The following is a 14,245-nucleotide window of genomic DNA, read 5'->3' as shown; positions in this document are numbered from 1 at the left end:
TGTCATCCCGGCCGAAGAGCCGCGTCGGATCCTAAAACGATCGTCATTCCGGGCCTTGTGCCCGGAACCCCTCTGTCCGCCGCAGGTGCGTATGGGGCGGACCGTTGGCGGTCCGCATGCGCTTCACATGCAAGCTGAACCAGGGGTTCCGGGCACAGGGCCCGGAATGACGGCTGTTATGGGGGATGGGCCGCGGCTGAATGTCGGCCGGCTCCATGCCGCAGCGTGTCAGGGATGACCGGCCACACGCCCACCCATCGTCGCGATCATGCCCTCGGTGCGGGCCCGCACGGACGGCGAGGCCAGGCAGCCGGCGACGGCCTCGTGGCCGGGCGCGCCGGCATGGGGGGCGACCAGGAACGGCGGGGCGTGGTTGGCGGGGCAGTAGAGGATCGCCTCGCCGGGACCCACGGCGGCCAGGTCGAGGATCGCGCTGGAGCGGGTGAGCAGCACCAGCGGCCGCGCCCCGGGGCCACGCCGACGCAGGCGGGCGACCAGAGCCTCCTGCGCGGCCTGGTCCAGGCCCTGTTCGGGCATGTCGATGACCAGGGCGGCGGGGGCGTCGTCCTCCAGGGCGACCAGCAGCGCCCGCAAGGCGTCCGACACGGTCGCGCCGTCCTCGACCAGCCAGGCCAGGGCCGCCTCGACCCGCGCGGCGTGGGCGGGATCGGCCGCTGAGGCCGCCGGGCGGTCCAGGCCCAGGAACCGCGCGCCCGGCAGGGTCTCTGCGATCCTCAAAGCCAGCCGCGTCTTGCCGCTGCCCAGCGGGCCGGTGAGGTAGGTCAGCGGGGCGATGTCCCGCAGTTCGAACCGCTCGCCGCCCCAGGGCCAGGGCAGGTCGAAGGCGATGCTCGGCCCAGCGGGACAGGCCAGTAGCGAGGCCAGGTCGCCCGCCTCGGGCGCGTGCCCCTGGGCCAGGCCGGCGCGCAGGCGGCGCACCTGGTCGACGGCGGCGTTCACCCGGCGTATCTCGCTCTCCAGCGCCGCCTGGTGGTCGGCCAGGGCCGGCTCCAGGGCCTGGGCGTCGCCGTCCAGGACGTCGGCGATCCGGGCCAGGCTGAGGCCCAGGGCGCGCAGGGCCACGATCTCGCCGGCTCGGGCCATCTGCTGGGGTCCGTAGGCCCGCCAGCCGGCCGCCGTGCGCACCGGCGCGACCAGGCCGCGCCGCTCGTAGAGCCGCAGGGCCTTGGCCGATACGCCCAGGCGCCTCGCGGCCTCGGCGGGGTTCAGGAAGTCGTCGGGAGCGCGCATGAATCACCTCGTTGGCGGCGGAGCGCTGCCCTTATCGAGGCGGACCCTGGGGCCGGGTCAAGGGGAAAGGCCCCCTCCGTCGCCCTTCGGGCGACACCTCCCCGGAGGGGGAGGATTAGTCGAACACCACCGTCTTGGCGCCGGCGATCAGCACGCGGTGCTCCACGTGCCAGGTCACGGCGCGGGCCAGCACGGTGCATTCCACGTCGCGGCCCAGGGTCACCAGGTCGTCGGGGGTGTGGCTGTGGTCCACGCGGTGGACGCCCTGTTCGATGATCGGACCTTCGTCCAGGTCGGTGGTCACGTAGTGGGCCGTGGCGCCGATGATCTTCACGCCGCGCTCGTGGGCCTGGTGATAGGGCTTGGCGCCCTTGAAGCTGGGCAGGAACGAGTGGTGGATGTTGATGCACTTGCCCGACAGCCGCGCGCACAGGGCCGGCGACAGGATCTGCATGTAGCGGGCCAGCACCACCAGATCGACGTCCAGGTCGTCGACCAGCTTGAGGAACGCCTCCTCCTGCCCGGCCTTGTTGGCCTTGTCGACCGGCAGGTGGAAATAGGGCAGGCCGCTCCACTCGGTGAACGAGCGCATGTCCTCGTGGTTGGACACCACGCCGACGATCTCGACCGGCAGCAGGCCCGCGCGCCAGCGGTGCAGGAGGTCGAACAGGCAGTGGCCGAACTTGGAGACCGCGATCAGCACCTTGGGCTTGGCGTTCGCGTCATGCAGGGCCCAGGTCATGCCGAAGCGCTTGGCGATCAGCTCGAAACCCTGGCGCAGCTCGTCGATCCCCGGCATGGCGCCGTCGGGCCGGAAGACCGTGCGCATGTAGAACTGGTCGGCCAGGCCGTCGTTGAAGTGGCTGCTCTCAACGATCGAGGCGTCGTTGTCGGCCAGGAAGCCGGACACGGCCGCCACCACGCCTTTACGGTCGGGGCATTGCAGGATCAGGATGTAGCGGTCGGCGGCGGTCTGGGTGGTCATGCCTGGGGTCCTAGTCGACCCAAGGCGTCCGGCCAAGCCTCGTTGTTCTTGAAGGGCTTCCACAAAAAGGCGGACGCCCGAACGAAAGCGGGCCGCGACCGCCGACACGATCGCGACCCGCACTCACAGCCGGTCTAAGGGGATATGCCCGGCTGAAACCGTGGAAGCCCTAGAACTTCACCGCCAGCGAGACGCTGTAGTTGCGGTCGGGCTGGGTGTAGGCGTCCTTGATGGGCGAGGCGTCGGAGATGTTCAGGCTGCGCACGTCGCTCCACCAGGCGTAGTTCTGCTTGGTGATGTTGAAGACGCCGCCGCGCAGGGTGACGTTGTCGGTCACGTTCCAGTAGGCTGTCAGGTCGAACACGTTGAACGCCTTGGGCATCCAGCAGTACTGCGAGCCGGTCAGGCCCGTGCCGGCGCCGGTCTGGGTGTTGACGAACTGGCTGCAGCTGCCGCCCGAGCGGCCGGTGGTCTGCTGGTTGGCGTGGACGGCGCTCAGCTCGCCGCCGAACTTGCCGCCCGGATCGCGATAGCCCAGGCCCGCCACGAACTTGGCCGGATCGACCGAGGCCAGCGGCGTCTTCACGCCGTTGTTTTCCGAATTGCCGCGCGCATAGGAGGCCGCGCCCTGCAGGGTGAAGCCCGCGCCCAGCTCGACATACACCTTGGCCTCGGCGCCGGCGATCTCGGCCTTGGCCTGGTTGATGTACTGGTAGACGGCCGGGTCGGCGGCGGTGAACGAGCCGCGCACCATCACCTGGTCGATGAAGTCGTCGTACTTGCCGGTGAAGCCGGTGACGCTGGCGTTCCAGCGGGCGCGGTTCAGGCGCACGCCGACTTCCAGGGTCTCGCTGGTCTCGGGCTTCAGGTCGGGGTTGGACACCGACATGTAATTCTGGATCGGGTTGGAGAAGCCGTTGTTGACCTGCGAAGGCGAGGGGGCCTTGAAGCCGGCGGCGGCGTTGGCGAAGAAGGTCACCAGGTCGGTGGCCTTCCACACCACGCCCAGCTTGGGCGAGACGTGCGAGTCGCTCTGGCCCTCGGGCACGTTGGCCACGTAGAGCGCGTCCTTCTTGGGCTCCAGCTTGTAGTAGTCGAAGCGGACGGCCGGATAGAAGGTCACCGAGCCCACGCCGATCTCGTCCTGCACATAGGCGCCGGCCAGGGTGTAGTCGGTGGTCGGGAAGGCGCGGGTGGGGAAGGTCTCGCCGGCCGGCGGGACGGTGCCGCCGCGGATGCCTTCCTGGCGGGTGATCGAGGCGTCGCCGCCCCAGACGAACTTGTGGGTTACGCCGCCCAGGCCGGCTTCGCTGTGCAGTTCCAGGGCCGCGCCCCAGACCTCGTTGTCGAAGGTGGCGTCGCGGGTGCGGTCGGCGGCGGTGGAGCGGTCCTCGGCCGAGAACTGCCGGGTGGTGCTGTTCTGGTAGTAGAGGGTCGTCGTGGCCGACTGGATCAGGCCCTCGCCGCCAGTGAAGCGGTGGTCCAGGCTGACGCGGTCGCGCTTGACCTTGTCGAAGGCGGTCAGGCCGATCACGCCCGTGGAGGCGACCGGGGTCTTGGCGATGGCGCTCAGCACCACCCAGTCGGTGTCGGTGTCCAGGTGGTCGTAGGTCAGGCGGAAGCGGTTGTTGTCGCTGAGGTTATAGACCACCCGCGCCAGCACGGCGTTGGAGCTGTTGTCCTCGGGATTGGCCGTGGTGCGGTCGATATTGGCCGAGTCGTTGGTCCCGGAGGTCTTCTGGCCCTCGCCGTCGCGACGGGTATAGGCGATCAGGCCTTCCCAGGCGCCTTGCTGGCCGGCGGCGACCAGGCTGCCCGTGGTGCTCTCGTCGGCCGAGGCGTAGCCGGCGCGGGCGCGCAGGCTGAAGCTCTTGCCGTCCTTGAGCAGGTCCGACGGATCCTTGGTGAAGAAGCTGACCGAGCCGCCCAGGCCGTCGCTGCCGTAAAGGGCCGAGGCCGGGCCGCGCACGATCTCGACCGACTTCAGCAGGTCCAGGTCCACATAGTCGCCGCGACCCATGTTCTGGGCGCCGAAGGCGTAGCCGTCCGGCACGCGCACGCCATCGACCAGGGTCAGCACGCGGTTGCCGTCCAGGCCCCGGATGTTGAAGCCGGCGTTGCCGTCGCGGCCCGTCGAGGCGCCGGCGGCGGTGAAGCGGACGGCGGCGCGGCGAACCGAGACGCCGGGCTCGTAGCGGACCAGATCCTTGATGTTGGTGACCAGGCCTTCCTCGATCTCGTCGGCGGAGATGACGCTGGCGGTGACCGGCGCGTCCTGCAGCTTCTTTTCCGAACGCGTGGCGGTGACGGTGACTTTGTCGACCTCGGCGGCGGAATCCACCGCGGTTTCAGCGGCGCCAGAAGCGGCGAAGGCCGCTTGGGCGCAGAGCAGGGCCGTGGCCGAGGCGGCGGCGAAAATGGCGAGCTTGGAGCGAGACATACAGACCCCCAGGGACTTGAGACATGATCTTGTTAATGCGAATTGTTCGCATCTTATGGGCGGTCAGCTACGGCCATTGAGCGGCGCGGTCAAGCTAAATGAGATTGATTCTTAGAATCACTAGCGATAGAGCCGACGGCGACGCTTTTCAGATCGGAGACTCGCCCATGCGCCGTTCGCTTCTATCCGCCGCTGTCGTGGCCGGGGTGACCCTCGCCGGCATGGCCCTGGCCGGCGCGGCCCAGGCCCATTCGCCCTACCTGCTGCCCACCGTGTTCGACGCCAGCGACCGCAAGATCGTGACCGTGCAGGGCTCGTTCACCGAGAGCTTCTTCACGCCGGAAGTGGTGATGAAGTCGGACGCCTGGGCGGTGGTCGGTCCGGACGGGGCGCGCAAGCCCCTGACCGCCACCAACCTGCGCGAACTGGCCCTGGTCGAGGTGCCCGTCGAGCAGGCCGGCACCTACCGCATCACCACCGGCCAGCGCACCGGCCGCACCGCCAAGGCCGTGCTGGTCAAGGGCGAGTGGGAGTTCCTGGAAGACCCTAGCAAGGCCCCGGCCGGCACGACCCCGGTCGACATGCAGAGCCTGACCCTGGCCGACGTCTATGTGACGCGCGGCGCGCCCAACGCCACGGCCCTGGCGCCCATTGGTAAAGGTCTCGAATTCGTGGCCGTCACCCATCCCAGCGACATCGTCACCGGCCAGGACGCCAAGTTCGTGGTGCTGTTCGACGGCAAGCCGCTGAAGGGCCAGGCCATCACCCTGCACGGCGCCGACGACCGCTATGCCGACACCAAGGCCGCGCCGGTCGACGTGACCAGCGACGACCAGGGCCGCTTCACGATCAAGCCGGCCAAGTCGGGCGTCTACCAGATCCAGAGCCGCTATCGCTTGGCCCCCACGGCCGCCGACCCGGTGGGCCACTCCTACACCTACGCCCTGACCTTCGAATCCCTGCGCTGAGAAAGAACAGCCCCATGAAGACCAAGATCGCCATCCTGGCAGCGGCCGCCGCCATCTGCGCCGCCGCGCCCGCCTTCGCCGCTTCGCACGCCCGCGACACCTTCATCAAGGAACAGGACCTCAACGGCGACGGCTCGGTCAGCAAGGAAGAGTTCAAGACCGGCCGCGAGAAGCAGTTCGCCGGCATCGACGCCGACAAGAACGGCGTGCTGTCGCACGACGAATATGTCGGCGAGTTCAAGGCCCGCCTGACCAAGCGCCTGGCCGCCTCGACCGACACGGCCGAAAAGAAGGAAGAAGAGCGCCAGCGTCAGGAGCGTCAGGCCGAGGTGCGCTTCGGCGTGCTCGACACCGACAAGAGCGGCGGCATCACCCTGGCCGAGTTCGAATATTCGGGCTGGCGGATGTTCGTCACCCACGACACCAACAAGGACGGCGCCGTCTCGGCCGCCGATCCGGTGGCCGAAGACACGAACTGAGACTTTCCACCGCCCAACATCCCGGCGCAGGCCGGGACCCAAGCGGCGCGTGGGATTGGGCCGTGACCGATCGATCGTTCCGGGACCCTTGCTGACCGTCAGCTTGGGTCCCGACTTTCGTCGGGATGTTGCGAAATGGAAGGGCAATCTCCGGGTTGCCTTTTCGCTCGGGCGGAGTCACGGATAGGCAACCAGGAGGTTGCCATCATGTCCGACCGCATCGAAAAGACCATCGACCTGGACGCGCCCATCGAGCGCGTCTGGCGCGCCGTTAGCGACCACAAGGAATTCGGAACCTGGTTCCGGGTCGCCCTGGACGGGCCGTTCGCCGTGGGCCAAGCGGCGACCGGCAAGATCACCTATCCCGGCTACGAGCACCTGACCTGGACCGTCGACGTGGTGGCCATCGAGCCGCCTACGCGCCTGGCCTTCACCTGGCATCCCTACGGCGTCGATCCCGACATCGACTACACCAAGGAGGAGCCGACCCTGGTCGAGTTCCTGCTGGAGCCCGCCGGGGCCGGCACGCGGCTTACCGTGGTCGAGTCCGGCTTCGACAAGGTGCCCGCCCATCGCCGCGACGAGGCCTTCCGGATGAACGACGGGGGCTGGGCCCAGCAGGTCCAGAACATCAAGGCCCATGTTGACGCCTAGCCTTCCCGACCCCGCGCCGATCTTCGCGGCTCTGGGCGACCGCACCCGTCTGGCGCTGCTGGCCAAGCTGGGCGACGGCCAGGCGCGGTCCATCGCGGCCCTGTCGACCGACACCGCCCTGACCCGCCAGGCGATCACCAAGCACCTGCACGTGTTGCAGGACGCCGGCCTGGTGGCGTCCCTGCGCGTCGGCCGCGAAAGCCGCTTCGCCGCCCGGCGCGAGACGCTGGACGAGGCCCGGGCCTATCTGGACCGGGTGTCGCGCCAGTGGGACGACACGCTGGGCCGCCTGAAGGCGTTCGTGGAAGAGTAGGGCCGGGGACATGCCCTTGCGGCGTGTCCCCATCAGCATCCACGGCGCCAAGAGTTGGGGACACGCCGCAAGGGCATGTCCCCGGCCGGTCATCCCACCTTCACCGGGGGCTCGGCGTACGACGCCGAGGCCGTGATCAGCGCGTCCGGCGCGGCCAGCATCTGCAGGTACATGGCCTTGGGATAGGCCATGTGCGGCTTGTCCTCGGCATAGGCCGGCTGGGGCACGGGGCTGGGGCCGTCATAAGGGGCAGGGGCCTTGAAGCGGGCGGCCTCGTCGGGGCTGATGCCGGCCTTGGCCAGCACCGCCGGATCGATCCAGCGGGCCGGATCGATGGGCTCCGACGAGCAGGCCACCTCCAGGGTCAGTTGGTCGGGGCCGGCGAAATAGATCGAGCGGCACATGCCGTGGTCGATGGGGCCGATCACATTGACGCCGTGGCTGCGGATGCGGTCGCGCAGGGCCAGCAGCTCTTCCTCGGTGTCGGCCCGGAACGCCAGGTGCTGCAGCGTGCCGGGGGCGCAAGGCAGGGCGCCGTTGCCCGCGTGGGTGACGCCCAGTTGGACGGGGATCTTGTCGACGTCCGGCAGCTGCACGATCGAGAAGTAGCCGTGGTCGTTCATCCGCAGGAAGGCGTGCAGGCCGCCGGGCACGCCGTGCATGTCGAACAGCGCCACCAGCGGACAGCCCATGACCTCGGAGAAGAAGGCGATGTGCTTCTTGATGTCGCCGGCCATGAAGGCCAGGTGGTGGATGCCCGTCGGATGCTGCGCCATGGCGGTCCTCCCTGCCTTGACTTCCCTGGGGACAGTTTCCGCCCCTTGATCGTCGGATAACGACGTTACGCTACGGGAGGCAAGATGGCGAAGGATCCGGTCCGCATCGTCCGCGAGCCCTACGGCTACGCCTATGCCGAACGCTCGCGGCTGAAGGAGACCTATGGCGGCCCCGACGGCCAGGTGTTCGTCGAGTGCATGCGCATCCGCCCCGAGACGGGCGACAGCAAGACCGTCATCCTGTTCAGCCATCCCATCGGCGGTGGCTCGTTCCTGCCGTTGGTCACGGCCCTGGCGCGGGCGGGAAGGCACGTCGTCTATTGCAACACCCGCTATCGGGGCAACGACACGGCCCTGATCCTGGAGAAGTGCGTGCTGGACCTGGGCGCCTGCGTCGCCGACGTGAAGGCGCGGTTCGGCTACGACAAGGTGATCCTGGGCGGCTGGTCGGGCGGCGGCTCGCTGTCGCTGTTCTACCAGGACCAGGCCACCAACCCGACGATCACGCAGACCCCGGCCGGCGATCCGGTCGACCTGGTGGGGGCTGAGCTCCAGCCCGCCGACGGGATCATGCTGCTGGCCGCTCACATCAGCCGCTCGGTGACCCTGACCGAGTGGCTGGACCCCTCGATCCTGGACGAGGACCGGCCGTTCGAGCGCGACCGCGACCTCAACATCTACGCCTCCGACTGCCCGCACCGGCCGCCCTATGACGAGGCCTTCGTGGCGCGGTTCCGACAGGCCCAGCTGGCTCGCAACCGTCGCATCACCGCCCGCGTCCGTGCGACCCTAGACGAACTCAAGACCGTCGATCCCGACATGGAGCGGCCGTTCGTGGTTTACGGCACCATATGCGACGTGCGCTGGACCGACCCGGCCCAGGACCCGTCCGACCGCCGTCCCCACACCTGCTATCTGGGCGACCCGCGCATCGCCAACGACGGCCCGGTGGGCCTGGCGCGGTTCACGACCCTCCGCTCATGGCTGTCGCAGTGGAGTTACGACGAGAGCCGCGCCAACGGGGTGCTCAACGCCGCCAATGTCACCTGTCCGGCGCTGGTGATCAGCAACACGGCCGACCTGGCCTGCACCCCCAGCCACGCCCGCCGCCTGTTCGACGCCCTGGCCGGCCCCGACAAGCGCTATGCCGAGATCAAGGACGCCGACCACTACTACATCGAGCGGCCCGACCTGCTGCCCCAGGCCGTGGGGGTGGTGGAGGGCTGGTTGGCGGAACACGGATTCTAGGTCGGCTTCCCGACGCGGGATGATCCCACGGATTGAGTATGATTATATAGCGCCCATCAGTTGAGTCGCGTTCATCGTGTTCGCAACAGGGGCAAGAACCACAATGATCTCCTCCACCCGCCGCGCCATGGCCGTTCCGGCCCTGGCGCTGACCTCGCTCGTGGCCGTGACGGCCTGCAAACCCACGCCGCAGCCACCGCCGCCCGCGGCGCCCGTCGCCGCGATCACCTTGAAAGAGGTCTGCGCCGCCCAGAAGGCCTGGGGCGCCGCCCTGGTGGGCATATCGAAGGCCTATGACGAGGGCGGCGGGCTGGCACCGGCGCGCGCGGCCGCCAAGAACGCTATCGACACCGCCTACGGCTACAACCTGGGTCCGGTGCTGTTCAAGCCGACCCTGACCCGCGATCCCCAGACCTTCCGCACCACCAAGGAGGGGGCCCTGGCCTATTTCGTCGGCCACGACCCCAACTATCCCAACGACGACGGCTTCGCGCTCAAGCACTGGCGTTCGGTCGAGGTGCGCAACATCGGCGTCCAGATCAACGGCGATCTGGCCAACACCATGGGCAAGGTCCTGATCGTCAACAAGGACGGCGGGGTGACCACGGTCGACAAGACCTGGGTGTTCAAGAAGGACAGCAAGGGCGTGGTGCGCATCATCCTGCACCATTCGTCCGAAGCCCTGCCGTCGGCGCCCAGCACCCAGCCGCCGTACGATCCCAAGACCGACGTGTGTTACGGACTGGTTTCAGGCTGAAGCTTGCGGGTGGCCGAAGGGGGCGATGGCGGTGAGAGAGGGATTCGAACCCTCGATAGAGTTTCCCCTATACACGCGTTCCAGGCGTGCGCCTTCAACCACTCGGCCACCTCACCATGCGCACCGTATGCGGAAGGCGGTTGAGACCCCCGACGCAGGAAGGGGCGCAATATACTCAGGAAGGTTGCGCGCACAAGCGGCCATACGAGGTGAAACGAGATCGCGAACGACTTAGTATCGGCGATCTCGTTTCCGCCCAGAGTCCTCGCCATGCCGTCCGTCCAGAAAACCCTCGAAATGCCGACCGTCGACACCGCCCTGCCGGGGCGCGCGGCGGCGATCCCGACGGCCCACAAGCACTTCGTCAACGGCCACGACCTGAAGGGTCCCTATCCCGACGGGATGGAGATCGCGGTGCTGGCCATGGGCTGTTTCTGGGGCGTGGAGCGGGTGTTCTGGAAGGTCCCGGGCGTCCACGTGACCGCCGCCGGCTATGCGGCGGGGATCACGCCCAACCCCACCTACGAGGAGGTCTGCACCGGCCGCACGGGCCACACCGAGGTGGTGCAGGTCATCTTTGACCCGCGCGTGGTCACCTACGAGGCCTTGCTGAAGGTCTTCTGGGAGAACCACGACCCCACCCAGGGCATGCGCCAGGGCGGAGACATCGGCACCCAGTACCGCTCGGGGATCTATGTCACCTCCGACGCCCAGGCCGCCGCGGCCGTGGCGTCCAAGGAGGCCTACCAGCAGGCGCTGGACGCCCAGGGCCTGGGGACCATCACCACCGAGATCGGCGCGGCCGGGCCGTTCTATTTCGCCGAGGACTATCACCAGCAGTACCTGGCCAAGAACCCCGAGGGCTATTGCGGCATCGGCGGCACGGGCGTGGTCTGCCCGATCGGGATCGGAGTCCAAGCATGACCCCCGAAGCCTTCCACGCCGCCGCCATGGCCTTGCCGGGCGCGACGATGACGATCCAGTGGGGCGCCGATCACGTCTACAAGGTGGGTGGCAAGATGTTCGCCGTGTACGGCGAGGGCGGGTTTTCGTTCAAGGCGTCGGACGTGGCGTTCGAGGTGCTGAGCGAGACCGGCCGGGCGATTCCCGCCCCCTATCTGGCCCGCGCCCAGTGGGTGAAGTTCGACGACCTGGCGGCGGAGGACGACGCCGAGGTGGCCGACTGGCTGAAGACGGCCCATGGCCTGATCGCCGCCAAGCTGACCAAGAAGGCGCGGGCCGAGATCGGGCTCTGAACGACGACGGGGTGGGGGCTCCCATGACAGCGTCGACGCAGCCGCGAGACAGCCTGGCCACCGTCGGGGCGCTGGCCCTGGTCGCCATGTGCCTGGTCACCTTCGCCCACGAGGCGGCGGGGCACGGCGGGGCTTGCCTGGCCCTGGGCGGGCATGTGGAGCGCCTGACGACCGCGCTGTTCCGCTGCGACCGCGCCTCGCCCCTGATCGACTTGGCCGGACCGCTGACCAACCTCTCGCTGGGCGGTTTGGCCCTGCTCCTGCGGGCGCGTCTGCCGGCGAGGTGGGCGAGCGCCAGGCTCTTTCTGATCCTGGTGACGGCGTTCAGTTGGTTCTGGGACGGCGGCTATCTGGTCCAGGCCATGGCGACTCGGGACGGCGACAGCTATTTCGCCGCCCGCGACCTTCTGGGCGGCGACGGCCTGGCCTGGCGGATCGCCCTGGGCGCGGTCGGCGTGGCGATCTACGGCGGGGCGGTGGTCGTGACCGCGCGGGGGCTGGCGGGGCTGTTCCCGGACCTGAAGGCGGCGCGTCGCGCGGCGCGGACCGCCTGGCTGGCAGCCCTCGCGGGCGCGGTGCTGGCGGCCCTGCTCTACCAGGGCGCCGACGCGGGTCGGAACGTGCATGACGCGGCGAGCGAGATCGGCCTGGCCGCCGCGCCGCTGCTGCTGATCCCGCGCGGCGTGGGCGGGGTGTCGGCCTGGGCGGACGCGGCGCGGATAGGGTTCAGGCCGGCGGTGGTCGTCGTGGCCCTGGCGATCTTCGGCCTGTTCGCCGCGCTCCAGGGGCGAGGCCTGGGCAGCTAGAAAAGGGCAGCTAGACCTGCTCGCCGTCCTTGCCGGCCAGGTGGGGACCCACCACCACCGGCTGGCGTTCCAGGATCTGGCGAACCTTGCGCACGGCGGCCGAGGCCGGGCTGCGGCGCTGGCGCCAGAGCAGCAGCACCATGGCCCCGCCGGTGGCCACGGCGAAAGCGATCGGACCCAGCAGCCAGGCCGCCGCCGCCAGGGCGAAATAGTAGCCGCGCACCCCGGCGTTGAAGGCCGACAGGGCGGGGTTGAGGATCGCGCCGGTGGCCTCGGCATACTCTTCCAGCACCTTGCGCGGGGCCCACATCGGGGTCGCGCCGATGGCGGCCAGGCAGTAGTTCATCTGGCGGATCGCCCAGATGAAGTCGAGCAGGCCGCGCGCCAGGGCGATCAGCACCACGCCCATCTTGATCTGGAACACCAGGGCCGAGGCCGGGGCCAGCACCGCCAGGCCCTCGATGGACTTCAGGGCGCTGTCGCCGCCGAACAGCACCCCGGCCGCCGCCGCGATCAGGATCAGGTTCGACGAGGCGAAGAACGAGGCCGAGTTGATGGCGTGGCCCAGGAGCTGGCCGTCCAGCAGGGCGATCTCGCGCACCGCCATCTCGGCCATCCACCGGCGGCGGATGACGGTCATGTCGGTGTTGATGACGTTCTTCTCGTGGCCCAGCCGCTTGAGCATCGGCTCGTAGAACAGCCAGCAGAACAGGAAGAAGGCCAGCACCACCAGGTCGATGACCGGCAGGGCCAGGAATTGCTGGGAGAGGGCGTGCGGGTGCGGAGCGTGCATGCGGCGAACTTAAGTCGGGAACGAGAGTCGGCGAAAGGGGAGCGTTATCAGTCCTCGAGGATCAGGCTGTGCTTGCCGGTGTCCTTGAGCATCAGCGACACGGCCAGGCCCACGACCATGATCGCCGACACATAGATGTAGAACCCGCTCTCGATGTGCCGGGACTTGAACCACAGGGCCACATATTCGGCCGTGCCTCCGAAGGCGGCGTTGCCGATGGCGTAGGGCAGGGCCACGCCCAGGGCCCGCACGTGGGTGGGGAAGAGCTCGGCCTTCACCACGGCGCTGATCGAGGTGTAGCCCGACTGCACGACCAGGGCCGCCAGGATCAGGCCAAAGGCGACCAGCGGCGTGCCGGCCTTGGCCACCAGGGTGAAGACCGGCCAGGCGATCAGGGCGCCGATGGCGAAGGCGAAGACCAGCATGGTCTTGCGCCCCAGCCGGTCCGACAGCCAGCCGAACAGCGGTTGCACCAGCATGAAGCCGGCCAGGGTGGCCAGGTTGATCGCCCCGGCCGTGGCCTTGTCGAAGCCCGCCGTGTTGGTCAGGAACTTCAGCATGTAGGTGGTGTAGGCGTAGAAGGCCAAGGAGCCGCCGGCGGTCAGGCCGATGATCGCCAGGGTCTGCTTGGGATGGCGCGAGACCAGCGGCGCGACCAGGGCCACATAGGTGGTCACCAGCAGCAGGGCCGAGCCGTACTGGGCGGTGGTCGCGAAGGGCAATTCGGTGAAGCCGAGGATCATCGCGCCGATGGTCGCCAGCAGCAGGGCGCCCACCCAGACCACCTGGCGGCGGCTGACCGGGTCGCGCTGGGTGACGTTCTGGTGGGAAACGCTCTCCTCGATTCCGGTGCGGATCCAGAACACCACCACGGCCAGGGCCGCGCCGATGAAGAACGGGATGCGCCAGCCCCATTCGGCCAGGGCGTGTTTGTCGAGCGTGTTCTGCAGGATCACCAGCACCAGGGCCGCCACCAGCTGGCCCATGATCAGGGTCACGTACTGGAAGCTGGACCAGAAGCCGCGCCGCTTCCGGCCGGCCATCTCGCTCATATAGGTGGCGCTGGCGCCGTATTCGCCGCCCACCGACAGGCCCTGCAGCAGGCGGGCCAGCAGCAGGATCACCGGGGCCAGGTCGCCGATAACGGCATGGCCGGGCGTCAGGGCGATGATCAGCGAGCCGGCGCACATCAGGCCCACGGCCAGGGTCAGGGCGGCCTTGCGTCCCTTGTGGTCGGCATAGAGCCCCATCAGCCAGGCCCCGACGGGACGCGCCCCGAAGCCCACGGCGAAGATGGCGGCGGTCTGCATCAGCTGGGCGGTCTGGTCGCCCTTGGGGAAGAAGACCTTGGCGAAATAGATCGAGAAGGCGGCGTAGGCGAACCAGTCGTACCACTCGACCAGATTGCCGGCCGATCCGCCGAGGATGGCCCGGGTGCGGCGCCAGGCGCTGAGTGTCGCCGGCGTGGCGGTGTCGGTCATCTGGCCCCCCTCGGGTCTCTTTGTTCAGGAGACCTTAG

At 68.8% G+C, this 14,245-nt stretch carries 15 protein-coding genes and 1 tRNA gene; 9 read left to right on the top strand and 7 right to left on the bottom strand.

Going from position 1 to position 14,245, the window contains the following annotated elements:
• Nucleotides 1-228 precede the first annotated feature (228 nt).
• The 3 genes from AC07OA_RS14610 to AC07OA_RS14600 form a co-directional block, all read right to left on the bottom strand.
• Complete coding sequence (locus AC07OA_RS14610) at nt 229-1,251, bottom strand: MerR family transcriptional regulator (protein WP_494664536.1); 1,023 nt, start codon at nt 1,249-1,251, stop codon at nt 229-231.
• 115 nt (nt 1,252-1,366) lie between these two features.
• Nucleotides 1,367-2,236 (bottom strand): formyltetrahydrofolate deformylase, encoded by an 870-nt coding sequence (gene purU / locus AC07OA_RS14605; protein ID WP_494664535.1) that lies wholly within the window; start codon nt 2,234-2,236, stop codon nt 1,367-1,369.
• A gap of 169 nt (nt 2,237-2,405) precedes the next feature.
• Nucleotides 2,406-4,676 (bottom strand): TonB-dependent hemoglobin/transferrin/lactoferrin family receptor, encoded by a 2,271-nt coding sequence (locus AC07OA_RS14600; protein ID WP_494664534.1) that lies wholly within the window; start codon nt 4,674-4,676, stop codon nt 2,406-2,408.
• A 167-nt stretch (nt 4,677-4,843) separates the two neighbouring features.
• Between AC07OA_RS14600 and AC07OA_RS14595 the strand changes: the two genes are divergently transcribed.
• From AC07OA_RS14595 to AC07OA_RS14580, 4 genes are all read left to right on the top strand, one after another.
• Nucleotides 4,844-5,644 (top strand): DUF4198 domain-containing protein, encoded by an 801-nt coding sequence (locus AC07OA_RS14595; RefSeq protein WP_494664533.1) that lies wholly within the window; start codon nt 4,844-4,846, stop codon nt 5,642-5,644.
• A gap of 14 nt (nt 5,645-5,658) precedes the next feature.
• Nucleotides 5,659-6,123, top strand: coding sequence for an EF-hand domain-containing protein (locus AC07OA_RS14590; protein WP_494664532.1), 465 nt, complete (start codon nt 5,659-5,661; stop codon nt 6,121-6,123).
• Nucleotides 6,124-6,330: 207 nt separating this feature from the next.
• The gene (locus tag AC07OA_RS14585; RefSeq protein ID WP_494664531.1) at nt 6,331-6,777 is read left to right on the top strand and encodes an SRPBCC family protein; all 447 of its coding nucleotides are present in this window, start codon (nt 6,331-6,333) and stop codon (nt 6,775-6,777) included.
• Complete coding sequence (locus AC07OA_RS14580; RefSeq protein WP_494664530.1) at nt 6,764-7,090, top strand: ArsR/SmtB family transcription factor; 327 nt, start codon at nt 6,764-6,766, stop codon at nt 7,088-7,090. Before AC07OA_RS14585 ends, AC07OA_RS14580 begins: the two co-directional genes overlap by 14 nt.
• An 89-nt stretch (nt 7,091-7,179) precedes the next feature.
• Here the strand turns inward: AC07OA_RS14580 and AC07OA_RS14575 are convergent, their stop codons facing one another.
• Complete coding sequence (locus AC07OA_RS14575) at nt 7,180-7,866, bottom strand: VOC family protein (RefSeq protein WP_494664529.1); 687 nt, start codon at nt 7,864-7,866, stop codon at nt 7,180-7,182.
• Nucleotides 7,867-7,950: 84 nt separating this feature from the next.
• Between AC07OA_RS14575 and AC07OA_RS14570 the strand changes: the two genes are divergently transcribed.
• Nucleotides 7,951-9,114: an alpha/beta hydrolase family protein gene (locus AC07OA_RS14570; protein WP_494664528.1), complete on the top strand. Its 1,164-nt coding sequence runs from the start codon at nt 7,951-7,953 to the stop codon at nt 9,112-9,114.
• Between the two features lie 103 nt (nt 9,115-9,217).
• Nucleotides 9,218-9,871: a metal-independent carbonic anhydrase family protein gene (locus tag AC07OA_RS14565; RefSeq protein WP_494664527.1), complete on the top strand. Its 654-nt coding sequence runs from the start codon at nt 9,218-9,220 to the stop codon at nt 9,869-9,871.
• A gap of 26 nt (nt 9,872-9,897) precedes the next feature.
• On the opposite strand, the gene AC07OA_RS14560 is transcribed toward AC07OA_RS14565, so the two are convergent.
• Nucleotides 9,898-9,987 (bottom strand) — tRNA-Ser (locus AC07OA_RS14560).
• Between the two features lie 154 nt (nt 9,988-10,141).
• Here AC07OA_RS14560 and msrA point away from each other — a divergent pair.
• From msrA to AC07OA_RS14545, 3 genes are read left to right on the top strand one after another with little or no spacing between them, the layout of a single operon-like run.
• Nucleotides 10,142-10,795 carry a peptide-methionine (S)-S-oxide reductase MsrA gene (gene msrA, locus AC07OA_RS14555; protein WP_494664526.1) on the top strand — a complete coding sequence of 218 codons (654 nt, stop codon included), beginning with the start codon at nt 10,142-10,144 and terminating at the stop codon, nt 10,793-10,795.
• Nucleotides 10,792-11,127 carry an MmcQ/YjbR family DNA-binding protein gene (locus tag AC07OA_RS14550; protein WP_494664525.1) on the top strand — a complete coding sequence of 112 codons (336 nt, stop codon included), beginning with the start codon at nt 10,792-10,794 and terminating at the stop codon, nt 11,125-11,127. The genes msrA and AC07OA_RS14550 overlap by 4 nt, the downstream gene beginning before the upstream one ends.
• A gap of 23 nt (nt 11,128-11,150) precedes the next feature.
• Nucleotides 11,151-11,933, top strand: coding sequence for a hypothetical protein (locus AC07OA_RS14545; RefSeq protein ID WP_494664524.1), 783 nt, complete (start codon nt 11,151-11,153; stop codon nt 11,931-11,933).
• 10 nt (nt 11,934-11,943) lie between these two features.
• Here the strand turns inward: AC07OA_RS14545 and AC07OA_RS14540 are convergent, their stop codons facing one another.
• Together AC07OA_RS14540 and AC07OA_RS14535 are read right to left on the bottom strand one after the other, a co-directional pair.
• On the bottom strand, nt 11,944-12,726 hold the full coding sequence (locus AC07OA_RS14540; RefSeq protein ID WP_494664523.1) for a DUF599 domain-containing protein: 783 nt from the start codon (nt 12,724-12,726) through the stop codon (nt 11,944-11,946).
• 47 nt (nt 12,727-12,773) lie between these two features.
• Entirely contained in the window at nt 12,774-14,207 is a 1,434-nt protein-coding gene (locus AC07OA_RS14535) for an MFS transporter (protein ID WP_494664522.1), read from the bottom strand.
• Nucleotides 14,208-14,245: the final 38 nt, after the last annotated feature.

The organism is Caulobacter sp. GW821-FHT09B08, assembly GCF_059418225.1.
The sequence above is the reverse complement of the archived record's forward strand: the minus strand, read 5'-3'. Positions and strand labels throughout refer to the sequence as shown.

Bases quoted from the DNA above. Each gene is read 5' to 3' on its own strand.
- AC07OA_RS14590 (WP_494664532.1), top strand. From the start codon at position 5,659: ATGAAGACCAAGATCGCCATCCTGGCAGCGGCCGCCGCCATCTGCGCC.
- purU (WP_494664535.1), bottom strand. From the start codon at position 2,236: ATGACCACCCAGACCGCCGCCGACCGCTACATCCTGATCCTGCAATGC.
- AC07OA_RS14610 (WP_494664536.1), bottom strand. From the start codon at position 1,251: ATGCGCGCTCCCGACGACTTCCTGAACCCCGCCGAGGCCGCGAGGCGC.
- AC07OA_RS14585 (WP_494664531.1), top strand. From the start codon at position 6,331: ATGTCCGACCGCATCGAAAAGACCATCGACCTGGACGCGCCCATCGAG.
- msrA (WP_494664526.1), top strand. From the start codon at position 10,142: ATGCCGTCCGTCCAGAAAACCCTCGAAATGCCGACCGTCGACACCGCC.
- AC07OA_RS14550 (WP_494664525.1), top strand. From the start codon at position 10,792: ATGACCCCCGAAGCCTTCCACGCCGCCGCCATGGCCTTGCCGGGCGCG.
- AC07OA_RS14580 (WP_494664530.1), top strand. From the start codon at position 6,764: ATGTTGACGCCTAGCCTTCCCGACCCCGCGCCGATCTTCGCGGCTCTG.
- AC07OA_RS14575 (WP_494664529.1), bottom strand. From the start codon at position 7,866: ATGGCGCAGCATCCGACGGGCATCCACCACCTGGCCTTCATGGCCGGC.
- AC07OA_RS14535 (WP_494664522.1), bottom strand. From the start codon at position 14,207: ATGACCGACACCGCCACGCCGGCGACACTCAGCGCCTGGCGCCGCACC.
- AC07OA_RS14545 (WP_494664524.1), top strand. From the start codon at position 11,151: ATGACAGCGTCGACGCAGCCGCGAGACAGCCTGGCCACCGTCGGGGCG.
- AC07OA_RS14600 (WP_494664534.1), bottom strand. From the start codon at position 4,676: ATGTCTCGCTCCAAGCTCGCCATTTTCGCCGCCGCCTCGGCCACGGCC.
- AC07OA_RS14565 (WP_494664527.1), top strand. From the start codon at position 9,218: ATGATCTCCTCCACCCGCCGCGCCATGGCCGTTCCGGCCCTGGCGCTG.
- AC07OA_RS14595 (WP_494664533.1), top strand. From the start codon at position 4,844: ATGCGCCGTTCGCTTCTATCCGCCGCTGTCGTGGCCGGGGTGACCCTC.
- AC07OA_RS14570 (WP_494664528.1), top strand. From the start codon at position 7,951: ATGGCGAAGGATCCGGTCCGCATCGTCCGCGAGCCCTACGGCTACGCC.
- AC07OA_RS14540 (WP_494664523.1), bottom strand. From the start codon at position 12,726: ATGCACGCTCCGCACCCGCACGCCCTCTCCCAGCAATTCCTGGCCCTG.